Below are 25466 nucleotides of genomic sequence, written 5' to 3'. Positions count from 1 at the left end.
TAGCCGGCGAATACAGCAGCACGAAGAAAGCTCACTGCCTGCTCAGGCAGTGAGCGTGCACCCCGGTTAAGGATTAGACGGTATCCACTTTGAGTGCGTTATCGGCAAGCATGCCATCGATCACCGTTGCCGCATCCGTGCTGCCGTAGTAAGCGGCGCTGGAAAGATCCACCCCATCGAGCACGACTTGCTGCACCACAGCTCCGCCGGCTATTGCGCGCACGTCGATGGCGGTACTGGCACCGAAGGTAAAGCTCAAGTAGTCATCCAATACGTTGCCACTGGCACTCTCACCGACCAGCAACTGCGACAGATCCAGGACATCCGAGTTGCCGCCAGACACACGGGGGCCGTCGATGAAGAAGTCGGTGACATGATCGACACCTGTATCGCCCGCATTCCACACGAAGGTGTCCTTACCGAGACCGCCAGACAGCAGGTCATTGCCTGAACCGCCGATCAACACATCGTCACCCTCACCCCCGATCAGCCTGTCATTACCCGAACCACCGGCCAGCACATCATTGCCTTTCCCGCCCAAGATGTAGTCATTGCCTTCTTGGCCAAACACCAGGTCATTGCCATCCCCAGCATCAATGTTGTCATGCCCCAGCGCTCGCCCAGATTCCCCGGCCAGCTCCTCAGCATGCGTGCGGATATAATTGAGCGTGTCGGCGCGCGTCCATGTGGCATAACTGCCTGGCCCATCACCAGCCTCCAGCGTGGCGAAAACCTGCCACCCTGCACCTGGATTGGTTGCCAGCCCTGCTGCTGCCGCCAATACATCGGTGTAGAGCACATCACCAAAAATCAGGTCATCGCCACCACCGCCGACAATATGGTCGCTACCTGCATCATGCAGTTGGTTAGATGGATTGAAGTCCGCAAGAACACTCGCTAGCTGTTCACCCGTCGTGATGTTGCTGGCGACATCAGGGTTAACATTCGCAAGTTCACCTTCCACTTGATTAAGAATATCAAGAGCAGTGCCCCCGACATTAATACCTACCGCCTGAATCTGCCCGAAGGTTGACTCCAGTAAAGCCACTTCACTGATTGTGTCGTCATTGGAATGGCCCGAAGGGTTATACGAGCCAAGCACCTGAGCCAGCGCCGTACTCTTGGAGCCATTAGTTGTCACACTGGCCAAATTGGTTGAATCTGCGTTCAACCAACTGTTCGGCTCACCATCGGATACAAATACGACTTGATTAATGACATTAGCCCCTGTGTATGGCGCATCGGCGCCACCACTTGCAACCCAATTCAAGGCCACTTGTAGACCCGCCTCATAGTTCGTGTAGCCACCAGCAACCAAATTATTGACTGCACTTTGCGCGGCACTCAGTTCTCCATCCTTGACATCGAATATACCCAGGCTACTTGCCGAACTGTCGAAATCCACAAGCTGCACCCTGACATGTTCGGCCGCCCCGATCGCCAGCCCTGCCAGCAAATTATTAACGGCCAGTTGCAAAGCCTCCATACGGCTCATCACCACACCGTTAAAGGTAATATTTGCAGTCATGCTGCCTGAAGAATCCAGGATAAGAATCAAGTTGACGCTCTTACCGAGCAAACTACTGCGCCCCTCGTCTCCCACGAGGATATCTGCAGCGGCGCCGCCGGTAATCACACCCGCACCGCCGGATGTCACATAAGGAGCACTACTGCCTGCAACATCATTGGCATTGGAGGCCACTATCAGCTGACCAGATAGTGAGGGTTGGAATACAACATCCAGAACAGCCGCTGCGCGATCCCCATCGGCATCTATCACGGCAACATCAAACTGAGTGCCAATCGGATCTTCTTCAATTCGATCAACAATCGATGAACCAGTCACCCGGAAGCCATGGCCACCGGTATCCGACAGATCAATCCTGGTTATCGCCGTCAAACCTGCTGGAATACTGGTTAGCACATGCTCAGAAAACAGCGTATTACCACTTTGCGTGGTGGCGTTCCCCAAAGAGTCTTGGCCATAGACAGTCCAATGAACCGTATTGCTACTTCCCCCGCCCTGAATGTCGATAGAAAATTGCGCACTGACAATGGGGCTGGCGTAAGAGAAAAAGATAACCTCACTGCCATCCACCCACTGATTGTCCGGCGCGAGGCCCTGCCTGCTGGAATTCACCCCGCCCTCCGAAGAGTCAACCGTCATGATGACGGTTTGGCCGAGCGGAATACTGTCCCCCGGCTTGTAGAGCGCACCGGTATTGGTGACCAACAGATAATCCTGGTTACCGCCAATATTCTGATTGAAGGTTGCTGCGAAGCTCTGCGTAGGGCCGTCCAGCTTGCCATTCATATCAATGACATAGTTGCCCGCTACATCATAGGTCAGGGTAAATATCAGAGACTGTCCGGCACCGCCTGTGTAAGTACCGGGAAGCGTGCTTGTGTAAGCGTATAAAAACCCGGTATCGACAGGACTGACGGTGTAATACACCGTACTGCCTGAGGACGTCAGCGACGATGCCGCATAGATCACGCTAGTACCGTTCCAACCCGCAATATTTCCCGTCAAATCGGCAACACCCGGTACATCTGCGCCGATGACTGGATCAGAGATCCCAGTTGCATAGCCCGAGGAGTTATTGCTCACAAAGGCAGGTGAGACCGTGGATAAGCTCGGCGTGTCATCGATGATGCGCACCACCAGCTCATCGCTCGCAGTGCTGCCGCCCACGCCCAGCACGCTGATGCTCACGCTGTCATCGAAGTGCGTGCCGGTGGCGCCTGCATGGCTGTCGTTGTCGATTGTGGCGTTCAGTGTGTAGCTGTAGCTCAGCGTGCCGGCCGTAGCGTTGCCGCTGTAGCCAGTCAGGGTCAGTGTGCCCTCGCCCGTACTCACTAGCTGATTAGTCGTCGCCAAGGCCTGCAACTGCGCAAAACTGAAGGTCGCAGTGCCCACCGTGACGCTGGCGATGCCATCGCTGGCCGACACCGTGAAGCTGCCACTGGTGGATTCGCTGGTGTCTGCCTGCGAGGTCAGGCCGTGCTCGTACACCGTGGCGTCCGGGCCGTATACGGCTACCGTCACCACAGAGGCATGGTCATCGGCACCGTCGATAGTGATGGTCAGCTTGGCCGAACTGGAATCGCCATCGGCATCCTGCATCGTGTAATAGAAATCGTAGGACAGATGGCTACCGGTATTCAGTGCTTGGACTGATGCCAGGCTGTTGTCCAGCACGAAGTTGTAGACGCCGCCAGCGGCCAACGTCAGGGTGCCGTAGCTATTCAGCGCGTTGATCGCCGCCGTATTGTCGTGCCCCGTCGCCGTCCAGGTTGTGAAGGCCTTGGGCGTATCGGCTCCCGCGCTGTCGTTGGTCAGCACGTTGCCACCGACGCTGTTCGATGCGGCGTCTTCGGTTACGCCTACGGGGCCGTCATTCATCGCCGTCGGTGTGTCATCAATGATGCGCACCACCAGCTCATCGCTCGCCGTGCTGCCGCCCACGCCCAGCACGCTGATGCTCAGGCTGTCATCGAAGTGCGTGCCGGTGGCGCCGGCATGGCTGTCGTTGTCGATCGTGGCGTTCAGTGTGTAGCTGTAGCTCAGCGTGCCGGCCGTAGCGTTGCCGCTGTAGCCAGTCAGGGTCAGGGTGCCCTCGCCCGTACTGACTAGCTGATTAGTCGTCGCCAAGGCCTGCAACTGCGCAAAACTGAAGGTCGCAGTGCCCACCGTGACGCTGGCGATGCCATCGCTGGCCGACACCGTGAAGCTGCCGCTGGTGGTTTCGCTGGTGTCTGCCTGCGAGGTCAGACCGTGCTCGTACACCGTGGCATCCGGGCCGTATGCGGCTACCGTCACCACCGCGGCATGGTCATCGGCACCGTCGATAGTGATGGTCAAGGTGGCCATGGCAGTGTCGCCGTCGGCATCACGCATGGTGTAGCTGAAGGTCTCGCTCAGACTCTCACCAGCATTCAACCCCTGCACCGCCGGGTTGGCGTTGTTCAGGCTGTAGCTGTAGGTGCCGTTACCGGTGTCGGTGAAGGTGCCGTAGTTGGCCGCAGTGCTGGCCCAGCTGACGAAGCTGGTCGGGGTGTCCGCGCCCGGTTGGCCGTTGGCATGCAGGTCATTGCTCAGCACGTTGCCGATGATCGGGGTCAACGTGTCTTCGGCAATATTGTTGCTGTCATCCACCGCATGCGGCACATCGTCGATGATGTTGATGTCGAGGGACGCCAGATCGGTGTCATGGTCCACGTCCTCGGCGAGTACGGCGAAGTGCTCGGTCAGCTGATTCTCGCCCCCGCCGGGAGCATGCTGCGCACTGCCCAGCAAGGTGTAGCTGTAGCTGACGATGCCTTCGTCGAGAATGCCATCATCGGCATCGAAGCCGGTGATGGTCAGCAGGTTACCTAGCGGCGTGGTCACCGACTGCGGGAAGCCATTCACCACACCGTTCAGCACCACCTGGATGCCGCCCACGGTCAGGTTGAGTAGCCCATCCGGTGCCTGCACCTTGAAGGTGCCACTGACCGTGGTGGACTCCTTGCTCGGGTCCGAGCCCATCGCCAGATCGTCCTCATTAACACTCTGCTCGCCGCCTCTAACATCCAGGTTTTTGATCTGCACCTTGTCGTCGAGGTTTCTGACTTTCAGCACCAGGTTGGCAGTGTCGCTGTCGCCATCCGCATCGTTGAGGGTGTAAGTGAAGGTCTCGGTCGCCACTCCCCCACCACCCAGCGCGAGGAAATCTGCATCGCTCGGATCCAGCAGATAGCTGTAGGAGCCATTGGCATTCAGAGTCAGCGTGCCGTAAGTGCCCTGCACGACTGCCGGTTGAATCGGCCCGCCTGGCAGGCGGTCAGCACCCTGCACATCGTTGTCGAGCACGTTGCCGATCAAGGTCAGCTGGTTCTCTGAGGCGAACGTGGCGTTGCTGTCATCCACCGCGTGCGGCACATCGTCGACGATCTCGATGACGATGCTGGCCGGTGGCGAGTTGGCCGTGCCATCGGACACGCTCAGGCTGAACACATCGCTCTCGATGCCGAGGCCGTCGGTGGTCGGGCTGGTCAGCTCATAGCTGTAACTGGCCACTCCGGTGGCCGCGTTATAGGCGCTGATGGTCAGGCTGCCGTGGGCGCCGGTGAACACACTGCCGGCCAGGCTGCCGATGGCCACGGTGATGCCGTTGATGGTCACGCTCTGCAGGTCATCCAGGCCGTCGGCGTCGCTCAGGGTGAAGGTGCCGCTGGCGAATTCGCTGTTGCTGGCGGCGTCCGAGCCCTGGGCCAGGCCGGCTTCGAATACTTGATCGTTAGCGCCGTCGTTACCCGGATCGACCACCACCTTCGGTCCATCGTTGCTGCCGGTGATGGTAATGGTCAGGGTGGCCGTGGCGGTGTCGCCGTCGGCGTCCTGCATGGTGTAGCTGAAGGTTTCGCTCAGGCTCTCGCCAGTGTCCAGGCCCTGCACCGCCGGATTGGCGTTGTTCAGGCTGTAGCTGTAAGTGCCATTACCGGTGTCGGTGAAGGTGCCGTAAGTGGCCGCGGTGCTGGCCCAGCTAACGAAGCTGATCGGAGTGTCCGCACCCGGCTGGCCGTTGGCATGCAGGTCATTGGTCAAGACGTTGCCGCTGATCGGGGTCAACGTATCTTCGGCGATGCTGTTGCTGTCATCCACAGCATTCGGTACATCGTCGACGATCTCGATGACGATGCTGGCCGGCGCCGAGCTGGCCGTGCCATCGGACACGCTCAGGCTGAACACATCGCTCTCGATACCCGGGCCGTCGGTGGTCGGGCTGGTCAGTTCATAGCTGTAACTGGCCACTCCGGTGGCCGCGTTGTAGGCGCTGATGGTCAGGCTGCCGTGGGCGCCAGCGAACACACTGCCGGCCAGACTGCCGATGGCCACGGTGATGCCGTTGATGGTCACGCTCTGCAGGTCATCCAGGCCGTCGGCGTCGCTCAGGGTGAAGGTGCCGCTGGCGAATTCGCTGTTGCTGGCGGCGTCCGAGCCCTGGGCCAGGCCGGCTTCGAATACTTGATCGTTAGCGCCGTCGTTACCCGGATCGACCACCACCTTCGGTCCATCGTTGCTGCCGGTGATGGTAATGGTCAGGGTGGCCGTGGCGGTGTCGCCGTCGGCGTCCTGCATGGTGTAGCTGAAGGTTTCGCTCAGGCTCTCGCCAGTGTCCAGGCCCTGCACCGCCGGATTGGCGTTGTTCAGGCTGTAGCTGTAGGTGCCGTTACCGGTGTCGGTGAAGGTGCCGTAAGTGGCCGCGGTGCTGGCCCAGCTAACGAAGCTGATCGGAGTGTCCGCACCCGGCTGGCCGTTGGCATGCAGGTCATTGGTCAAGACGTTGCCGCTGATCGGGGTCAACGTGTCTTCGGCGATGCTGTTGCTGTCATCCACCGCGTGCGGCACATCGTCGACGATCTCGATGACGATGCTGGCCGGCGCCGAGCTGGCCGTACCATCGGACACAGTCAGGCTGAACACATCGCTCTCGATCCCCGGGCCATCGGTGGTCGGGCTGGTCAGTTCATAGCTGTAACTGGCCACCCCGGTCGCGCTGTTGTAGGCGCTGATGGTCAGGCTGCCGTGGGCGCCAGCGAACACACTGCCGGCCAGGCTGCCGATGGCCACGGTTATGCCGTTGATGGTCACGCTCTGCAGGTCATCCAGGCCGTCGGCGTCGCTCAGGGTGAAGGTGCCGCTGGCGAATTCGCTGTTGCTGGCGGCGTCCGAGCCCTGGGCCAGGCCGGCCTCGAACACTCGATCGTTAGCGCCGTCGTTACCCGGATCGACCACCACCTTCGGTCCATCGTTGCTGCCGGTGATGGTAATGGTCAACGTGGCCGTGGCGGTGTCGCCGTCGGCGTCCTGCATGGTGTAGCTGAAGGTCTCGCTCAGGCTCTCGCCAGTGTCCAGGCCCTGCACCGCCGGATTGGCGTTGTTCAGGCTGTAGCTGTAAGTGCCATTACCGGTGTCGGTGAAGGTGCCGTAAGTGGCCGCGGTGCTGGCCCAGCTAACGAAGCTGATCGGAGTGTCCGCACCCGGCTGGCCGTTGGCATGCAGGTCATTGGTCAAGACGTTGCCGCTGATCGGGGTCAACGTATCTTCGGCGATGCTGTTGCTGTCATCCACAGCATTCGGTACATCGTCGACGATCTCGATGACGATGCTGGCCGGCGCCGAGCTGGCCGTGCCATCGGACACGCTCAGGCTGAACACATCGCTCTCGATACCCGGGCCGTCGGTGGTCGGGCTGGTCAGTTCATAGCTGTAACTGGCCACTCCGGTGGCCGCGTTGTAGGCGCTGATGGTCAAGCTACCGTGTGCGCCAGCAAACACACTGCCGGCCAGGCTGCCGATGGCCACGGTAACGCCATTGATGGTTACGCTCTGCAGGTCATCCAGCCCGTCGGCGTCGCTCAGGGTGAAGGTGCCGCTGGCGAAAACACTGCCCATACCTGCATTCGAACCTGTCGCCAAGCCCGACTCAAAGGCCTGGTCATTGGCCCCTTCGTTGCCCGGATTGACACTCAATTGCGGTGGTGTATTGAGTTGCGGTGGTGTATCGACCGGTTGCTCATCGGCAACCTGCGGGTCTGGATCTGGAAACTCGGTTGCCGAGCTCAACCCGGCAGTTGGAAAGCCGATCACCGGATCAACCGAACCGCCTACAGCATCCAACAAAATAAAGCTGTGGCCGCCCCCCGCAGCACCGACACCGCCTTGAGTTCCGGGACCTGCCGCCGTGGCCTCGCCTTCCAGGGTCGGGTCAACGCCGGCCTCGATGGCGGCTTGCAGTTTTTCAACATCGGTGAGGTCATCTGCACTCGGCGCCACAGGCGGCGCCTCATGAAGCGGTGCCAAAGCATCGGGATTCTGCGTAACCATCTCCACGGTGAGATTGAGGCTGCTATCACGGCCCAAGGTCAGTTGCTGACCATTGGTAATGTTTACGGCAACAGCGCCCGCCGCACCCGTGACCAATTGTTCACCGGCAAAGACACGATCACCTTCGACCAGAGGTCTGCGCGTCCCATCGCCAGCTACCGCGAAAACCTCGCCAACTACCTGACTGACGACACCTATCAAAGTAGCCATGAATCCTTCCTCACTACAGCTGCCAGCCACCGCCGACACGTTTGAAAAGGGTCAATACACCTTCCCAAAGAGCGCGATAACAAGACACAACTGAGTGAAATGAAACGACATACCCACCCCTGAAACGCCAAAAAAATAACGCCCCTTGGCTGCCGTACTACTTCATCAGAACCATCCCCGCCCTAAGTACTGCGAATCATGATCGACCGCCTGTTTCTGCTCACGCACCTAAGTTAAACCCGCTAATTGCGTGACCTTTGCTAATTAACAATGTCTGGCATTCGCCAGACTGCATAAGATTTTTTCCTCATATAGCTTGTGAGATTTTTTTATTAGGCTTTTATTAAGGATGTTCTTAGCTGTGATGTTAGAAGCCTGAAACGGTTTTATAAGAAAAAAGTCAAATATTTGACGACAAGAACATAACGATCGAAAAGGAGATTCCTCACATGCGAATTATTAATCCGCTGTGGAGCAGCATGCTGCTGGCTCTGGCGTGCTCTCAAAGCCAGGCGATGTCGTTGTCTGAAGCGATCCAAAGCACTCTGGACAACCACCCGGAAATTCATGCGGGGGTCAACAGCCGCCTTTCGTCTGATGAAGAAGTGAAGATGGCCAGAGGTGGTTACCTGCCGACAGTCGACCTGCTGGTCGGTTACGGTCGGGAAAATACCGACAGCCCGAGTACCCGCCTCAACCCGCCCAATGTTCACAACACTGAAACGCTCAACTCGCGCAACGCCGAACTGCGTCTGCGGCAGATGCTGTTCGATGGTTTCAATACCCCCAATGAAGTCGCACGAACCGAAGCGGTAGTGAACTCGCGGGCCTACCGGATACTGGGTACGACGGAGAGCCTGGCGTTGCGCACCGTCGAGGTTTATCTGGATATTCTGGAACGCCGTGAACTGATCGATCTGGCGAAAAATAACCTGCTTGCCCACCAACGCATCACTGATCAAATCGATCTGCGTAGCCGTCAAGGCGTCGGCAGTACTGCCGATTTCGACCAATCCAATGCACGCTTGGCCCTAGCGGAGAACAACCTCTATACCGAGCAGGTCAACCTGGCGGATGCCGAGGCGAACTTCATCAGCGTCACTGGGCGCATGCCCGACGAACTGGTCGTCCCCACCTCGATCAGGAGCGCATTGCCCGAGGATTTGAACGCTGCCAGGCAGGCGGTTATGCAAAACAATCCCTTCCTCAAATCAGCGCAAGCCGACGTGCATGCTGCCGAGAAGCAGTATGAAGTTGCCAAGTCGCCGTTCTACCCACGCTTCGACGTTGAGTTGGCGACCAACGCCGACGACAACATCCAAGGCGATGAAGGCCACTACAACAGCTGGCGTGCCGCCGTGGTGATGAACTACAACTTGTTCAACGGCATGCGTGATAAAGCACGCCTGCAATCCTCAGCCCACCAGATCAACGAGTCGATGGACATTCGCAACAACGCACTGCGCGTGCTCAACGAAAATCTTTCGCTGGCCTGGAACGCCATGGACAACGCCCGCCTGCAAACCCCGAAGGCGCGCGATTATGCTGACTACACCACACGGGTTCGCGAGGCCTACCAGCAGCAATTCAGCCTGAGCCAGCGCACCCTGCTCGACTTGCTGGACAGTGAGAACGAACTCTTCACCGCCAACCGCCGTTATAGCCAAGTGCGCTACACCGAAGAATTCGCCATGTACCGCGTGCTCGCGGCCATGGGTGACCTGCTGCGCCACCAGCAGGTGATTATCCCAGCTGAGGCTGTAGCCCTTTCCGATGTAAAGAGCGAGGCACGCTTACCGCAAATGAAGTAGTACCGGTCAAGGAGCAGTATCCGTGACGACAATGGAAAGGCCTGACCCAACCAGCGATCCACGCGTGAGCCACGACGACCCATTGCTCGACGGCTTGCTGATCCTCTGCAAACTCCATGGCTGTACCGTCAGTCGTGGCAGCCTGAGCGCTGGCTTGCCGATGCCCGAGCAACGCCTGAGCGCTGACCTGCTGCCCCGTGCAGCAGCGCGAGCAGGCTTGCAGGGTCGCTTGCTGCGCCGCGAACTGAAGGCCATTTCCGCACTGAACCTACCGGTACTGCTATTGCTCAAGAACGGGCGCAGCGCAGTTCTGCGCAAGTGGCTGGCCAACGATCAGGCGTTGATTCTGCCGTGCGAGGCGGACGGGGGTGAGCAACAGGTCGCGCGGGCACAACTGGCCGAGGAATACGGTGGTCAGGCATTCTTCGCCCGCCCACGACATGAGCTGGAAGATGCACGCACGCCACTGCTGCCGCGCATCGACGCCTGGTTCCGCGACACGCTCAAGCTGTCCCGCTGGCTGTATACCGATGCCATGCTGGCCAGTTTGCTGATCAACGTACTCGGTCTGATGGTGCCGCTGTTCGTCATGCAGACCTATGACCGCGTGGTCCCCAACCAAGCCACCGCGACCCTCTGGGTGCTGGCCATCGGCCTATTCATCGGCACCTCCTTCGAACTGCTACTGCGGGTACTGCGCGCCAATCTGCTGGACAGCGCCGGCAAGAAAACCGACGTGGTGCTCTCAGCCACCCTGTTCGAACGCATTACCGGCATGTCCATGAAGGCGCGGCCGGCCACTGTCGGCGGCTTCGCCCAGAACATCCACGATTTCCAGGGCCTGCGCGAATTCCTTACCGCGGTGACTCTGACCAGCTTGATCGACCTGCCTTTCGCCCTGCTGATGATTGTGGTGATCGGCTTGTTCGGCGGTTCGCTGATTGTCATTCCGCTGCTGGCCTTTCCGCTCACGGCGATCTTTGCCCTGATCATTCAGGGCCGCCTGCGCGACACCGTGCAACGCAGCCTGGCTCTAGGCGCGGAGCGCCAGGCACTGTTGATCGAAACCCTCGGCGGCCTGGAAACCCTCAAGGCCTGCGGCGCGGAAAGCGAACGTCAACACCAGTGGGAAACCACCCATGGCGCTCTTACCCGGCTGGATGCCCACGCCCGCTTCCTCTCATCCCTGGCCACCAACGGCACCCTGTTTCTCCAGCAATGCGCGGGCATGGCCATCATCATCGCCGGGGTCTACGCGATCATCGCTGGCGACATGAGTGTCGGCGCGCTGATCGCCTGTTACATGCTCAATAGCCGGGTGCTGGCCCCGCTCGGCCAGGTTGCCGGGCTGATCACCCGCTACCAGCAAGCGCGCCTGACCATGAAAAGCACCGATGCTCTGATGGGCCTGCCGCAAGAACGCCAGACCAAGCAGCGGCCGCTGGAGCGGCCCCAGCTGAAAGGAGCCCTCGACGTGAGCCAGGTCAGCTTCAGCTACCCCGGACAAAGCAACCCGGCACTGGCCAAGATCAGCCTGCACCTGACTGCTGGCGAACGGGTCGGCATCATCGGCCGCAGCGGCTCAGGCAAGAGCACCCTGGCACGCCTGTTAATGGGTTTCTACACCCCGGATGAGGGACAGATCCTGCTCGACGGCCTGGATCTGCGCCAGCTCGATGTAGCCGACCTGCGCCACCAGATCGGCTACGTATCTCACGACCTGCCGTTGTTGGCCGGCAGTCTGCGCGACAACCTGACCCTCGGCGCACGCTATGTCAGCGACGCACGCATGCTCGAAGTGGCCGAACTGACCGGCGTCAGTGAACTGGCCCGGCAACATCCCCAAGGCTTCGAGCGGCCGGTTGGCGAACGTGGCCAGCAACTCTCTGGGGGCCAGCGCCAAGCCGTGCTGCTGGCCCGCGCCCTGTTGCTCGACCCACAGATCCTGGTGTTCGACGAGCCAACCAGTGCAATGGACAATACCAGCGAGGAAATCCTGCGCAGCCGCCTGCACAGCTGGGCCCAGGGTAAAACCATGCTCCTGATCACCCACCGTAGCTCGATGCTCAGCCTGGTCGATCGCCTGGTGGTGCTGGACAACGGCCATATCGTTGCCGATGGCCCGAAAGCGGCGGTGATCGAAGCCTTGCGCAAAGGCCGCGTCGGCCCTGCAGCGGAATAGGGAGGTACTTATGCAACCGCATCAAGGCATCTTCGCCTACTTCGCCAGCCTGGGCAGGCGCAAGCAGGACACCGAGTTCATGCCGGAAGTCGAGGGCGCGATTCTCGAGGATTCGCCCTGGATGTCGCGAATAACTATCTGGGTGGTTTGTGCCTGCCTGATCGCCGCTTTGCTCTGGGCCCACTTTGCCGTGCTCGAAGAGGTCACCACCGGCGAGGGCAAAGCGATTCCTTCGAGCAAAATCCAGGTCATCCAGAACCTTGAAGGGGGAATCGTCAGTGAAATATTCGTGCGCGAAGGCCAACTGGTGAACAAGGACGATGTGCTGCTGCGTCTCGACGACACGCGCTTTCTCTCCAATAAGGGCGAGACCGAAGCAGACCGTCTGGCGCTAATTGCCCGCATCGAACGACTGACCGCCGAAGCCGAAGGCCGTCCCATCGCCATGCCCGAAGAGATCACCCACACGGCAACGCAACTGGCCGAGGACGAACTGGCACTCTACGGCTCGCGGCAACAACGCCTGCATAGCGAACAACGCACACTTGGCGAACAGCTACTGCAAAAAAGCCAGGAGCTCGCGGAATTCCGTTCCAAGGCACAGCAATACCGTTCCAGCCTGGGCCTGATTCAGCAAGAGCTGAACATGTCGCAACCTCTGGTCGCCTCCGGGGCAATTTCCCAGGTAGAAATACTCCGCCTGCGCCGCAGCATGGTCGAAGTGCGTGGTTCACTCAACGCCACGACCCTGGCCATCCCCAGGGCGGAAGCAGCGGTCAACGAGATCAAGAGCAAGATCGAGGAGTCCGAACTGGGCTTTCGCTCCGACGCCTTCAAGGAACTCAATGATGCCCGCACCGAACTGAAAAAAATCACCGCCACCAGTTCAGCCATTCAGGACAGGGTTAGCCGCACCACCGTGGTGTCTCCGGTCAACGGCATCATCAAACAACTGAAGATCAACACCATCGGCGGCGTCGTCCAGCCGGGCAGCGACATGCTGGAGATCGTGCCGCTGGAAGATAACCTGCTGATCGAAGCCAAGGTACGCCCTAAGGATGTGGCCTTTCTCCATCCAGGACAGAAAGCCATGGTCAAGTTCAGCGCCTACGACTACACCATCTATGGCGGACTCAGGGCCAACCTGGAACTGATCAGCGCCGATACCATCATCGATGAGGAAGGCAACAGCTTCTACCTGATCCAGCTACGTACCGATAAAAGCCACCTGGGCAGCGACGAACACCCGCTGCTGATCATCCCTGGCATGATCGCCACCGTGGACATCATCACCGGCGAAAAAAGCGTGCTGGCTTACCTGCTCAAACCCGTACTCAAGGCCCGCGCCGAAGCGCTGCGCGAGCGCTAATGCGGGCGTACTTGGTTAGCCACCAGCGCCTCAGCCACGCTGATGGTTGCGCCGAAAGGTCTCCTCGCCCATGGCCACGATCTGCCCCTCGATCAAGGCCTCGAAGGGCTTGAGCAAGGCATCGAATTGCGCCGGTGCCTCCAGGATATCCAGCGCACTGACCACCGCCTCGATAGTCGACAAAGCCCCTGGCATCGGCGCCTTGCGCAAGCGGTAGCGCGACTGCAGCCCCTCCGGCAACGCAACCCGCGGCAAGGCCGCCAGTAGGGGATTGAGGTGCAGCAGTTTGCGCGCTTTACGCCAAGTGCCGTCGGGCACCACCAGCAGCGCAGGTTGATCGACTGCTTGCGTGGCGAACTGCTGCAGCGGCTGCGCGCCCTCCCCCGGAAACAGCAGGCACGCTCGATACCCCGGCTGCGCCAGCAGCGCTGCTAGGTCCTCGAACACCTCGCCCACTCGTAGCTCGGCATTGCTCAAGCCCAAGGCGGCCAGGCGCGCGGTATTCAGTGCATGTTTGAGTTCGCTGGGGTGTTGCAGAATCAGCACGCGGGTAGCGCTAGGCAACAACGGGATCAGCGCACAGAGACAATGATCGAGTGGGCGGCTACAGCGTGGGCAATGGGGACGTGGCATGGGCATCTCCTCAGCTGCGCAGTGTGCCACAAGCCCCGCGCCGGGCGGACTGCTGGCTCAAGCCGCGATCAGGCTGAAGCCTGTCGCCGCACACCCAGCGAGAAGGCCACCGCGTTATCTAAGCGCGCAGCCCCGCGCCTAAGAATGGGCGCCGGGTACTGCCTCAAGGCGGCCTTCCTCAGCCTCGGCTTCCTCGATCAACCAGGACCAGAATGCCTCGGCATTGGGGTGCATGTACTGATGAGTCGGGCAGGTCAGATAGAACGACTCGGAGGCGCTGATCCGTTGCTCGAAAGGCGCCAGCAAACGCCCGCTGGCCAGCATTTCCGCCACCAGGGAGGTGCGCCCCAGCGCCAGGCCATGGCCCAGGGCCGCCATTTCCAAGGCAGTGATCAACGTGTCGAACTGCATCCCCTGCGAGGCATCCAGGTGCTGGAAGCCCGTTTGCTTGAGCCAGTAGCCCCAGCCTTCTTCGTAGCCGATGACATGCAGCAATGTATGTGCGGAGAGCGCCTCGGGCGAATCGGGTGGGTTTACCCCATCGAGCAACGTGGGGCTGCAGACCGGAAACAGCTCGTCACGGGTCAGCCGGATGGCCTTGAGGCCCGGCCAGTTGCCCTTGCCGTAACGGATTTCCATATCCGCCTCCTTGCCCCGCTCATCCAGCCAGATATTGCTGGTGAACTGCAGGCTGACCTCGGGATGGCGCGCCCTGAAGCGGGCCAACCGGGGCGCCAACCAAGTGGTGAAGAACACCAGGTTGACCCTGATGATCAGTCGCCGAACACGGCCCATGCCGAACAGCTCATCGGTCGCGGCAATCAGCCGCTCTATGGATTCATGGATCACCGGCATGTAGGCCTGGCCCGCCTCGGTCAGTTCCAACCCCCGGGGCAAGCGCTTGAACAGATTAACCCCCAACTGGCATTCCAGCCCCTTGACCTGCTGGCTGATGGCCGCCTGGGTCAGACTCAATTCGGCTGCGGCCTGAGTGAAATTCAGGTGGCGGGCGGACGCTTCAAATGAGCGCAGCCAATTTAACGGGGGGAGCCTTTTCTTCATATCCTGCTCATTTTCAATCTATGCCGACGTCCGGGTCATTGATTAGCTGGCCCAGTTCCACTGCAGCTTGGCGTAAGAGCGGAGTATATGTCAGCAGCTCGTCCAGGCTCTTGCGGATCAGCGGCGCATGGGCGAATAGACAGGCGAACAGCCGGCCATCACGATCATTGACCGGCACCGCAAACGCCGCCAGACCATCGACAAACTCTTCATTGTCAGTGCCCACTTGGCTGGCCCTGATGTTCAGCAGATCAGCCTCAAGGGCATGCGGGTCGGTCAGGGTATTGCGGGCGTACTGACGCAGCGGCAGGTTGTGGATGATCCGCTGGCGCCGCTCCTTCGATAGCGAGCTGAGGTACAGCTTGCCACTGGCCGTACACCAAGTCGGGGTATGGCTGCCGATGGGCAGATGCACCTGCAGCGGCCGGTCCGTCTGCACCCGGTCGTAATAAATCATCTCGGTGCCGTTGGGGATGGCGATGCCACAGGTCTCGCCAATTGCCGCGGTCAGGCGCTGCAGGATGGCCTGGCGTGGCGCCTTGAAGCGCCCGCTGTAGAGCACCCCCAGCGCGATATCGTGCAGGCGGGCACCCGGCACGACCAGGCCGCGCATATTGGTTTGCAGATAGCCGTCCCCCTCAAGCTGCGCCAGCAGACGGTGAATGCTCGGCTTGGGGATATCCAGCTGATAGGCCAGGTCGGCGGGAGACATGGGCCGTTCGGCCCTGGAGACCGCCTCGATGATTTCAAGCACGCGGGTAATCGAGGAGCCTTTTTCTCTGGCAGACGCACTCATAGCATTCTCCCCACACAGGCCTGGCACGCGACGCGCGCAGCCACAGGTGGATAGCAAAAAAGGCGACGGCCCTGTTCAGGGGCGTCGCCTAGGAGCTGTAACAGAAACAGACTGCTACGGCGTATCAACCAATCACTTCATGGTCGGCATGGAGAACTCAGCACCTTCCCGCACACCCGCTGAAGGCCAGCGCTGGGTGACGGTCTTGCGCTTGGTGTAGAAGCGCACGGCATCCGGGCCATAGGCGTGCAGGTCACCGAACAGCGAGCGCTTCCAGCCGCCGAAGCTGTGGTAGGCCACCGGCACCGGCAGCGGCACGTTGATGCCGACCATGCCGACCTTGATGTTGTCGGAGAAGTAGCGCGCGGCCTCGCCGTCGCGGGTGAAGATGCAGGTGCCGTTGCCATATTCGTGGGCATCGATCAGGTCCATGGCTTCCTGCATGCTGCCCACCCGTACGACCTGCAGCACCGGGCCGAAGATTTCCTCCTTGTAGCTGAGCATCTCCGGGCTGACGTTATCGATCAGCGTGCCGCCGACGAAGAAGCCGTTCTCATAGCCGGCCACCTGCGGGTTGCGGCCGTCGACCACGATAGTGGCGCCCTGCTCTTCGGCGCTGTCGATGTAGCCAACGACCTTCTGCTGATGCGCCTTGGTGATCACCGGACCGAAGTCATTGCTCTTCTCCGAGTAGGCGCCGACCTTCAGCGCCTGCATGGCCTTCTGCATCTTCTCGACCAGCGCATCGGCGGCCGCATCGCCCACGGCGACTGCGACCGACAGCGCCATGCAACGCTCGCCGGAGGAGCCGAAGGCTGCACCGAGCAGCTGGTTCACCGCGTTATCCATATCGGCATCGGGCATCACGATGGCGTGGTTCTTCGCCCCGCCCAACGCCTGACAGCGCTTGCCGTTGGCACTGGCGGTCTTGTAGATGTACTCGGCAATCGGCGTCGAGCCGACAAAGCTGACCGCCTGAACGCGCGCGTCTCTGAGCAGGGTGTCGACCGCTTCCTTGTCGCCATTGATGACCGTCATCACACCATCGGGCAAACCCGCTTCCTGCAACAGTTGGGCGATGAACAGGGTCGAGCTTGGATCACGCTCGGACGGCTTGAGGATGAAGCAGTTGCCGCAGGCGATGGCCATCGGGAACATCCACAGTGGCACCATCGCCGGGAAGTTGAACGGGGTGATACCCGCCACCACGCCCAGCGGCTGGAACTCGCTCCACGAATCGATATTCGGGCCGACATTCTTGCTGTGCTCACCTTTGAGCAGCTCGGGTGCGCCGCAGGCGTATTCGACGTTCTCGATGCCGCGCTGCAGTTCGCCCAGGGCATCGTGGGAAATCTTGCCGTGCTCCTCGCCAATCATCTGCGCGATGCGATCGGCGTTCTGCTCGAGCAGCTCCTTGAAGCGAAACATCACCCGCGCACGCTTGATCGGCGGGGTGTTGCGCCACGCCGGGAATGCGGCCTCGGCGGCGGCAATAGCCTGCTCGACGGTGGCCTTGGAGGCCAGCGCTACGCGCTTGCTGACTTCACCGGTGGACGGGTTGTACACGTCCTGAAAGCGCTCGCCTGCACTGATGATCTGGCCGTTGATCAGGTGTCCTACTGTGTTCATCGCGGATATTCCTCGGAAAGTATTCAGGTCGCGGGCTCAGGGCCTGCAGTGATTTAAGGCAGTGATTAAAAGACTGGGCTTACCAGAGCTGCTGGTAGATCTCGATGATCTCTTCGGCACTCGGCACGCGCGGGTTGTTGTTCGGTGAGCCGGAGGCCAGGGCCTGCTGCGCCATGACCTGCAACTGGTCGAAGTACTGCTGGCGATCGATACCGAACTGCTCGGGCGTGGGCACCTGCAACTCATCGTTGAGCGCACGCAGCTCGGTGAGTAGCTTGTCGTTGGCCACCTCAATGCTGTCCTGCTCGCTGGCCACACCCATGGCACGCGCGCAGTCGGCATAGCGCTCGGCGGCCGCCGGGATCGAGAACGCGGTGACACTCGGTAGCAGCATGGCGTTGGACAGGCCATGGGGCACATGGAAATGCGCGCCTATGGGGCGGCTCATGCCATGCACCAGGGCCACCGAGGCATTGGAAAACGCCACGCCGGCCAGGGTCGAGCCGAGCATCATCGCCTCACGTGCGGCCTTGTCCGCGCCATCGTGATAGGCGCGGCGCAGGTTGGGCGCGATCAGGCGCATGGCCGAGAGGGCTTGGCTGTCGCTGTAGAGGCTGGCCTTCTTGCTGACGTAGGCCTCCATCGCGTGGGTCAGCGCATCGATGCCGGTGTCGGCGGTGATGCGTGCCGGCAGACTGAGGGTCAGGCTGAAGTCGATCAGCGCCGCTACCGGCATAAAGCCGATGCCGACACAGAGCATCTTCTCGTCGGTTTTTTCATCGGCAATGATGGTCACCCGAGTGACCTCCGAGCCGGTGCCCGCAGTCGTCGGCACCGCGATGATTGGCAAGCCGGACTCGATGACGATGCGCGGAAACTTGTAGTCGCGCATCTCGCCGCCATGCTTGGCCAGGATCGCAATGGCCTTGGCGCTGTCGATCGGGCTGCCACCGCCGAGGGCGATGATGCAGTCGTAATCGCCGTTGCGGGCTTTCTCGACACCAGCCTGGATGGAAGCAACAGTCGGCTCGGGCACGGTGTCAGCGAACACATCGGCGCTCATCTGCTGGGCCGCCAGGATGGCTTGTATCCGGCTGGCGTAGCCCAGCTGCACCATCATCTTGTCGGTGATGATCAGCGGTCGTGTACAGCCGAGGCTGGCCAGCACGTTGGGGATATCCTGGCTGGCGCCCTCGCCGATCTGCATGATGCGGGGGAGGATCACTTGGGTAGACATGGCGACTCCGCTATTGCTGAGACAAGAACCGTCGGTGTGCACGCCGTGCATCATCCTGCAGCCTTGCCGGGGTAAGTGGGCACCACGAACCTGGGTTCGCGGTGCGATTCAGATCAGAGACTGCTTGGGGCCGCCGCAGAATCGATGGCAGTCATTGCCTCAGGTGCCTGCACCGGCTTGGCATTGCCAACAGCCTTGGCCGTTAGCGGTTCCTGACGCAGCGCTTTGATGAAGCCGAAAGTAGACAGAATTACAACCAACGAGAACGGCAGCGCAGCGACGATGGAGGCCGTTTGCAGGGCCTTGAGCCCACCGGCAAACAGCAATCCGGCGGCTACGGCGCCGATGGCCACACCCCAGAACACCCGGAGACGAGCCGGTGGATGCTCATGGCCCATGGTGATCAAGGTGCAAATTACCAGGGTGGCCGAGTCGGCCGAGGTGACGAAATAGGTCACCAACAGAATCGTGCAGATTCCTGCCATCAGCAGGGTCAGCACCTGGCCCAGGCCCATCAATTCAATGGTCTTGAACAAGGCCATGGTGATGTCCTCATTGACCGCCGCCGTCACGCCACCGCCACCAAACAGCTCGATAAACATGGCGCTGTTACCGAAGATGGTGATCCAGAAGGTTGCCAGTACGGTCGGCGCGATCAGCACGCCCAGGACGAACTCACGAATGGTGCGACCCTTGGAGATACGCGCGATGAACATGCCGCAGAACGGCGCCCAGGCGATCCACCAGCCCCAGTAGAAGACCGTCCACCAGCCCTGCCACTCACTCTTCGGATCGGGATCGACCCACATGCCTAACTGCACGACATTGGCCAGGTAGTCACCGGAGTTGGTGACGAAGGCACCGATCAGGTAGGCCGTCGGGCCACAAATAACGAACAGCGCCAGAATCACCATGGTCAGCTGCATGTTCAGCTCGCTGAGGATGCGAATCCCCTTGTTCACGCCGCTCAGTACCGAGGCGGTGGCAATCACCGAGATCACCGCAATCAGGATCACCTGATTGCTGATCGACACTTCAATACCCAACAGGTATTGCAGCCCCGCGTTCATCTGCTGCGCGCCCAGACCAAGCGATGTGGCGATGCCGAATACCGTGCCGAACACCGCGAGCAGGTCCGCGGCATGCCCCAGCGGACTATAGATCCGCTCACCCAGCAGCGGGTACAGGCAGGAGCGGATCGACAGCGGCAAGCCCTTGCGGTAGGAAAAATAAGCCAGCATCAAGCCGAAAGCCGCAAACAACGCCCAGCCGTGCAGGCCCCAATGGAAGATCGCAATGCGCATGGCGACTTGTGCCGCCTCTGCGGTCATCGCCTGCCCTTCACCGATAAAGGGATTGCTCTGAAAGTGGTAGATCGGCTCGGCGATACTCCAGAACAAAATACCGATGCCAATACCCGCGCCGAACAACATGGAAAACCAGGAGAAGTTACTGAACTCCGGCCTGTCGCTGTCCTTGCCCAGGCGGATGCTGCCATAACGGCTGAAGATCAGCCAAACAGCGAAAAACAGAAAAAAACTCATTATGCCGACGTAATACCAGGCCAGCTTCGAGGCAATAAAGCCTTTGGCCGCACTGTAAATGGAATCGGCATAAACCGGATCGATAACCGTAAACAGCACAAACGCGATAACCAGCAGTGCCGAACCGATCGACATAACCGGATTCACTTCAGCTAGCAGCCCACCTTTGGGCGTCAACTGTTTCGCGCTACTCATGACGCGACCCTCTGTTCGATATATTTTTTGTAATTGTTATTCATCTTGCACCTTTCAACTGTTGGTTAATCTTTGCCGGGCAAAGATCTAGTTGACCATGAGCGAAAACGCAGCGTTCTCATGAAGGGGCCGTACCTGCGCACCCCACGACAATGGCAGTGAGAGATGCGAGCACAGCTGTAGTTATTAGACGGGACAGCAGTAGCGAAACACAGCAAGCAGGACGCCTATATCGATACGGAATCTATTGTTATGAATGTGGATATCGATGAGAAGCAAAAAAAAAGCAGGCAATGCCCCTTGTTTGCTTATGGGTAGATTATTCAAACGCGCCCATCACGGACTCTGAGCCAGCCTCGCCGCGGGCCATAGCGGCAACCCTACCTCGCCAAACACACCGACCGGAACTGATTTGCCGGGCCTCCAGCGCAGCCTCAGGTATGAATTCAGGCAGCCATAAAAAAAACACCCTCTTAGGTCACTTTTTTATTGCTGGCTGCCACCTCTCTTCATTCCTAATATCGGCGTTACCGAAAAAGCGCCGATCCCTACCAGCTGTTTCAGCCACCTATATAGGCTGCTGTTTGGGCACACCCCAGCAGACTGGCAGAACTAAGCAACACTCGGTGTAGCGTTAAGCATTGGCCTGACCTTTATCACCTGGCAAGTCGTTCAGCCTGGACAACATGCCAAACCGTTTATTCGCGGGTCGTGCAACCTGACAGCAGCGCCCATGGCAATCAAACAAAAATCCAACTTGGCTGTTTAGTCTCCGCCAGCCGGTTCAGCTTATTTGAAGGATAAAGTGCAATGAACAACCAACAATTACCGTTAACCGGAGTTCGCGTAGTTGATTTCGGTCAACAGATTGCCGCACCTGCCGTGGCCATGACCCTGGCCGACCTAGGCGCCACTGTCGTGCATATCGATCCGCCTGAAGGGCCGCAGTGGGATCATCCGGCTAACGCCGTGCTGAACCGCAATAAAAGCTCGTTGCGCCTGGACCTGAAGAGCGAAGCCGGTTTGGCTCAGGCCCTCACCTTGATCGATCAGGCTGACATTGTCATCGAAGGCTTTCGCCCTGGCGTCATGCAGCGCCTGGGTATCGACTTCAGCCAGCTGCGTGCAGCGCGTCCGGAGCTGATCACCCTGTCGGTGCCGGGCTTCGCCAGCAACGACACCCTGCGCCGCGAGTGGAAAGCCACCGAAGCCGTAGTGGCCGCGACCGGTGGCGCCTTCACCGACATGGGCTTCAACCGCGTATTGCTGGGCCTGAACCCGAGCTTCTCGCCGCTGCCGTTGGGCTCCGCCTACGCCACCACCCTGGCGGCCTCCTCGGTGGTACTGGCGCTGCAGGCCCGGGAAAAAACCGGCCGCGGCGATGCCATCGAAGTGCCGGTGATTTCCGCCCTGATGGAAGGCCTGTCGTACAACTCCTACGTCATCGAAGGCCTGCCCGAGCGCTACAAGACCATGCGCGAGCTGGAAATCGAACAGCGCAAGGCCAACAACATTGCGATGGACCTGAGCTACGCCGACCTGCAGGAGTACCTGGACCCCTTCTACCGCACCTACAAGTGCGCCGATGGCCGCATGTTCTACTGCGTCTGCCCATCGCACCGCAACCACGCCAAGCGCGCCCTGACGGTCCTCGGTATCTATGACGAACTGGTCGCCGAAGGCCTGCCGGAAGTGCAGAACCTGCACGCGCCAATCAGCGAGTGGGACGGCGAGACTTCCATCGGCGTGTACCCGCTGCCGAAGAAATGGGCCGACCTCATCTCGATCAAGATGAAGAAAGCCTTCCTGACCAAGACCTCCGAAGAGTGGGCCGTGATCTTCGGCGAAGGGCAGATCCCCGGCGCGCCGCACCGTACCACCCAGGAATGGGTCAACCACGAGCACACCAACACGGCGGGTCTGATCGTCGAGGTCAATGACCCGATCTATGGCCTGATGAAGCAACCAGGGCCGTTTACCTGGCTGGAAGAGTCTGCCGCGCAGATGGTCACCCCGCGCCCGCGCAAAAACGTCAGCTTCGAGCAGGCGCTGGCTGAGCTCAGCGCAGTGGCCGCCGCGCAAACCGTGACCCGTCCGGTCGGTGCCGCGATCAAGCCGGCGTCCAATGCTGGCTGGCTTGATGGAACCCGCATTCTCGACCTGACCAACGTGATCGCCGGCCCGCATGCCACCGCGTTCCTCGCCCGCTTCGGCGCCGAGGTGATCAAGCTTGATACCGTCAAGCCCATGTACGACCCGCTGATCGGCACCCTGTTCAGCTTCCAGACCAGCATGGGTAAGCGCAGCGCCCTGGTCGACATCATGAGCAGTGAAGGCCGCGAGGTGTTCAATCGCCTGGTGCGCTCGGTCGACATGGTGGTAATCAACGCTCCCGAGCGTCAGCTCAAGGCCCTGGGCCTGGATCACGACAGCCTGCAGGCGGTCAACCCGGGCGTGCTGTTCTGCCGCCTCGACTGCCTCGGCGGCCCGCTGCCAGGCCCGAAGACCAACTACATCGGCTATGACGACATCATCCAGGCGCACAGCGGCATCATGAGTCGTTTCGGCGGCCCGGAAACCCCGGAAGAGCACGCCCACCTCGGCACCCTGGACGTCAACTGCGGTTTTGCCGCGGGCCTGGGCATGGCGGTCTCGCTCTACCACCGAATGAAAACCGGCGAAGCGACCCGCTCGCGCACCTCGCTGTCGGCCGTCACCAACCTGGCGCAGCTGTCGTTTGCCTTCGACTACCAAGGGCGTGCGCCTTTCAATGAGCCGTCCGGTCGCGAAGTACTGGGCCACAACGCCCTCTCGCACTTCTACCAGACCGCGCAAGGCTGGCTCTACCTCGACTCGAAAGAGTCCGAGCTGCCCCAGCTGGAGCAAGTCGAAGGTCTGGCCGGCATCAGCACTGCCACGCATGTTGGCGAGTTCCTCGGCCAGGCATTGAAGGCAGCACCAGCGGCTTACTGGGCGGAAACCCTGCAGGCGGCCGATATCGCCGCCGCCGTGCCGATGTCCATCGAGACCTTGCGTGAGCAATACAGCCGTGCAGGCGACGGTACGGTGGGCATCGACCGGGGCAGCTTCGCCTTCTCCATCCACCCCGATCATCCGAGTGGCCATTGCCTGACGCAGATCGACCACCTGGCGATTCGTCCCGCCGAGGCCAGCATCAAGGCCGTCAGCCTGCCGGAACGCTGGGGCCACTCCACCCGCGAGGTACTCGCCGATGCCGGTTACAGCGCGGCCGAAATCGAATCGATGCTGCAGCGCGAGATCGCCAGCCTGGGTTGGGCCGAGGAGTTCCTGCCAAGCTAAATTCGGCCGTGAATACAGCGGGCGGAACGAATGTTCCGCCCGCTTTTTTTGTGCCGGGGCTGACTGGTTTGGCTTTGCACAATCTGGTTTGCCTGGCCCTTCATACACGTGAAGGGCATCAGGAAATTTTTCCCTAAGACCCTTTTTGCATATTGCCGCGCCTCCCCAGAGCGGTGAGACTCGTTAACGCGCCTTGGCTCAAGACTCCAGTCATCCGCACTTGAGTTAATCCGCTAGCCGTACAGGCCACTAACTTTGGGGGTGACATGCTCCATCAGACTGTTCGGGCCGTATGGCCTTTGTTCTTCGGCCTGGGCGTCATCGGCCTGTGTATCGGCGCCCAAGGCTCCTTGCTGGGCATTCGCGCCGAGCTGGAAGGCTTTGACACCCTGGCGACCGGCCTGCTGATGTCGGGCTACTACCTGGGCTTTCTCCTCGGCTCCCTGCGCGCCCCGGCGATTATCCAGCGGGTCGGCCATGTGCGCGCCTTCGCCGCACTGACCGCCCTGGCCTCGATGACCATCCTGGTGCACTCGGTGATTGTCGATCCCTGGACCTGGGGAGTGATGCGCTTGCTCACCGGCTTTGCCGTTTCAGCCATCTACGTAGTCGCCGAAAGCTGGTTGAACCAAGCCGCCGACAACCGCACCCGTGGCCAGTTGTTATCGCTGTACATGATCACCATGCTCGCCGGGCTGTCCGGTGGCCAATTCCTGCTGAATGTCTCAGACCCGAGAAGTTTCGAGCTGTTTACGTTGATTTCGATCCTGATCAGCCTGGCAGCGATCCCGATTCTGCTCACCGCCACGCCGATGCCGCCCTTTGCGGCCGCGCGCCCGGTGAGCGTCGTCACCCTGTACCGCGTTGCGCCAACCGGCTTGGTCGGTTCCTTCCTGATCAACGCCTGCTACGCCATGGCGCTCGGCATGGGCGCGGTCTATGCCAGCCGCATGGGCATGCGCGTCAGTGAAATATCGCTGTTCATCGCGGTATTACTGATTGGCGGCATGTTGATGCAGTGGCCGCTGGGCAAGCTCTCAGACCGCATGGATAGACGCACGGTGATCGCGGGGGCAGCCTTTGCCGCCCTGATCTTTGCAGTGGCCAGTGCGCTTGTCGGGGTGTCGGGAGGCGTTGGTTATCTGCTGCTGGCGTTGTTATTCGGCGGCAGCTGCTTCCCCTTGCTGGCGCTGTATCTAGCGTTGACCAATGACCAGCTGGAGGCCGACCAAGCCGTGGGGCCAGCAGCGCCCTGTTGCTGGTCGGCGGCGTTGGTGCCTCGATCGGCCCGTTCATGGTTTCCCTGGCGATGGATAGCTGGGGACCGTCGAGCTTCTTCTGGAGTCTGGCGGCGATGGCCGGCCTGATGACAGCACACGCCGTTTACAAACGCCTGACTGACCCCTTCACGACATCCACGGAGCCGTCGAGTTTCCAGATGCAGGCCCCCTTCCCGGTTGGCTCGGTGCTGATGGACCCCTTGCCAGAAGACGCCCAACAGGCAGAACCCGTGCCCCCCTCTACCGGCGAACAGTCCAGCACCTGAGGACAATCGGACCAATGCTCGGCCGCTCGATGCTGCCCCCTAGCAGGCCGTTGAAAAA

At 60.4% G+C, this 25466-nt stretch carries 12 protein-coding genes; 5 read left to right on the top strand and 7 right to left on the bottom strand.

Features of this window, described 5'->3' with window-relative positions; genetic code table 11:
- Positions 1–73 precede the first annotated feature (73 nt).
- Entirely contained in the window at positions 74–8083 is an 8010-nt protein-coding gene (locus B2D37_RS04450) for a retention module-containing protein (RefSeq protein WP_079201581.1), read from the bottom strand.
- A gap of 449 nt (positions 8084–8532) precedes the next feature.
- On the opposite strand from B2D37_RS04450, the gene B2D37_RS04445 reads away from it, so the two are divergent.
- The 3 genes from B2D37_RS04445 to B2D37_RS04435 are packed head-to-tail and all read left to right on the top strand — an operon-like array spanning position 8533 to position 13445.
- Positions 8533–9894: a TolC family outer membrane protein gene (locus tag B2D37_RS04445; RefSeq protein WP_079201580.1), complete on the top strand. Its 1362-nt coding sequence runs from the start codon at positions 8533–8535 to the stop codon at positions 9892–9894.
- A gap of 31 nt (positions 9895–9925) precedes the next feature.
- Complete coding sequence (locus B2D37_RS04440) at positions 9926–12076, top strand: type I secretion system permease/ATPase (protein ID WP_177345262.1); 2151 nt, start codon at positions 9926–9928, stop codon at positions 12074–12076.
- A gap of 10 nt (positions 12077–12086) precedes the next feature.
- The gene (locus B2D37_RS04435; RefSeq protein WP_079201578.1) at positions 12087–13445 is read left to right on the top strand and encodes an HlyD family type I secretion periplasmic adaptor subunit; all 1359 of its coding nucleotides are present in this window, start codon (positions 12087–12089) and stop codon (positions 13443–13445) included.
- A gap of 30 nt (positions 13446–13475) precedes the next feature.
- Here the strand turns inward: B2D37_RS04435 and B2D37_RS04430 are convergent, their stop codons facing one another.
- The 6 genes from B2D37_RS04430 to B2D37_RS04405 all read right to left on the bottom strand — a co-directional run bounded on the left by B2D37_RS04430 (position 13476) and on the right by B2D37_RS04405 (position 20541).
- On the bottom strand, positions 13476–14078 hold the full coding sequence (locus B2D37_RS04430) for a tRNA-uridine aminocarboxypropyltransferase (RefSeq protein ID WP_079201577.1): 603 nt from the start codon (positions 14076–14078) through the stop codon (positions 13476–13478).
- Positions 14079–14216: 138 nt separating this feature from the next.
- Positions 14217–15140, bottom strand: a complete 924-nt coding sequence (gene gcvA / locus B2D37_RS04425; RefSeq protein WP_079201576.1) for a transcriptional regulator GcvA — start codon at positions 15138–15140, stop codon at positions 14217–14219.
- Between the two features lie 13 nt (positions 15141–15153).
- Positions 15154–15936, bottom strand: coding sequence for an IclR family transcriptional regulator (locus B2D37_RS04420; protein WP_079201575.1), 783 nt, complete (start codon positions 15934–15936; stop codon positions 15154–15156).
- A 132-nt stretch (positions 15937–16068) separates the two neighbouring features.
- The gene (locus B2D37_RS04415) at positions 16069–17565 is read right to left on the bottom strand and encodes a CoA-acylating methylmalonate-semialdehyde dehydrogenase (protein ID WP_079201574.1); all 1497 of its coding nucleotides are present in this window, start codon (positions 17563–17565) and stop codon (positions 16069–16071) included.
- 79 nt (positions 17566–17644) lie between these two features.
- Positions 17645–18802, bottom strand: a complete 1158-nt coding sequence (locus B2D37_RS04410; RefSeq protein ID WP_079201573.1) for an iron-containing alcohol dehydrogenase — start codon at positions 18800–18802, stop codon at positions 17645–17647.
- A 113-nt stretch (positions 18803–18915) separates the two neighbouring features.
- Positions 18916–20541, bottom strand: coding sequence for a BCCT family transporter (locus B2D37_RS04405; RefSeq protein ID WP_079201572.1), 1626 nt, complete (start codon positions 20539–20541; stop codon positions 18916–18918).
- Positions 20542–21351: 810 nt separating this feature from the next.
- On the opposite strand from B2D37_RS04405, the gene B2D37_RS04400 reads away from it, so the two are divergent.
- Together B2D37_RS04400 and B2D37_RS04395 are read left to right on the top strand one after the other, a co-directional pair.
- Positions 21352–23862 carry a CoA transferase gene (locus tag B2D37_RS04400; RefSeq protein ID WP_079201571.1) on the top strand — a complete coding sequence of 837 codons (2511 nt, stop codon included), beginning with the start codon at positions 21352–21354 and terminating at the stop codon, positions 23860–23862.
- A 266-nt stretch (positions 23863–24128) separates the two neighbouring features.
- Positions 24129–25229: an MFS transporter gene (locus B2D37_RS04395; protein ID WP_079201570.1), complete on the top strand. Its 1101-nt coding sequence runs from the start codon at positions 24129–24131 to the stop codon at positions 25227–25229.
- Positions 25230–25466 lie beyond the last annotated feature (237 nt).

It is taken from the genome of Pseudomonas sp. CC6-YY-74 (assembly GCF_002025205.1).
GTDB classification, from domain to species: Bacteria; Pseudomonadota; Gammaproteobacteria; order Pseudomonadales; family Pseudomonadaceae; genus Aquipseudomonas; species Aquipseudomonas paeninsulae.
Note: the sequence above shows the minus strand (reverse complement) of the source record. Positions and strands in the feature narration are given on the sequence as shown.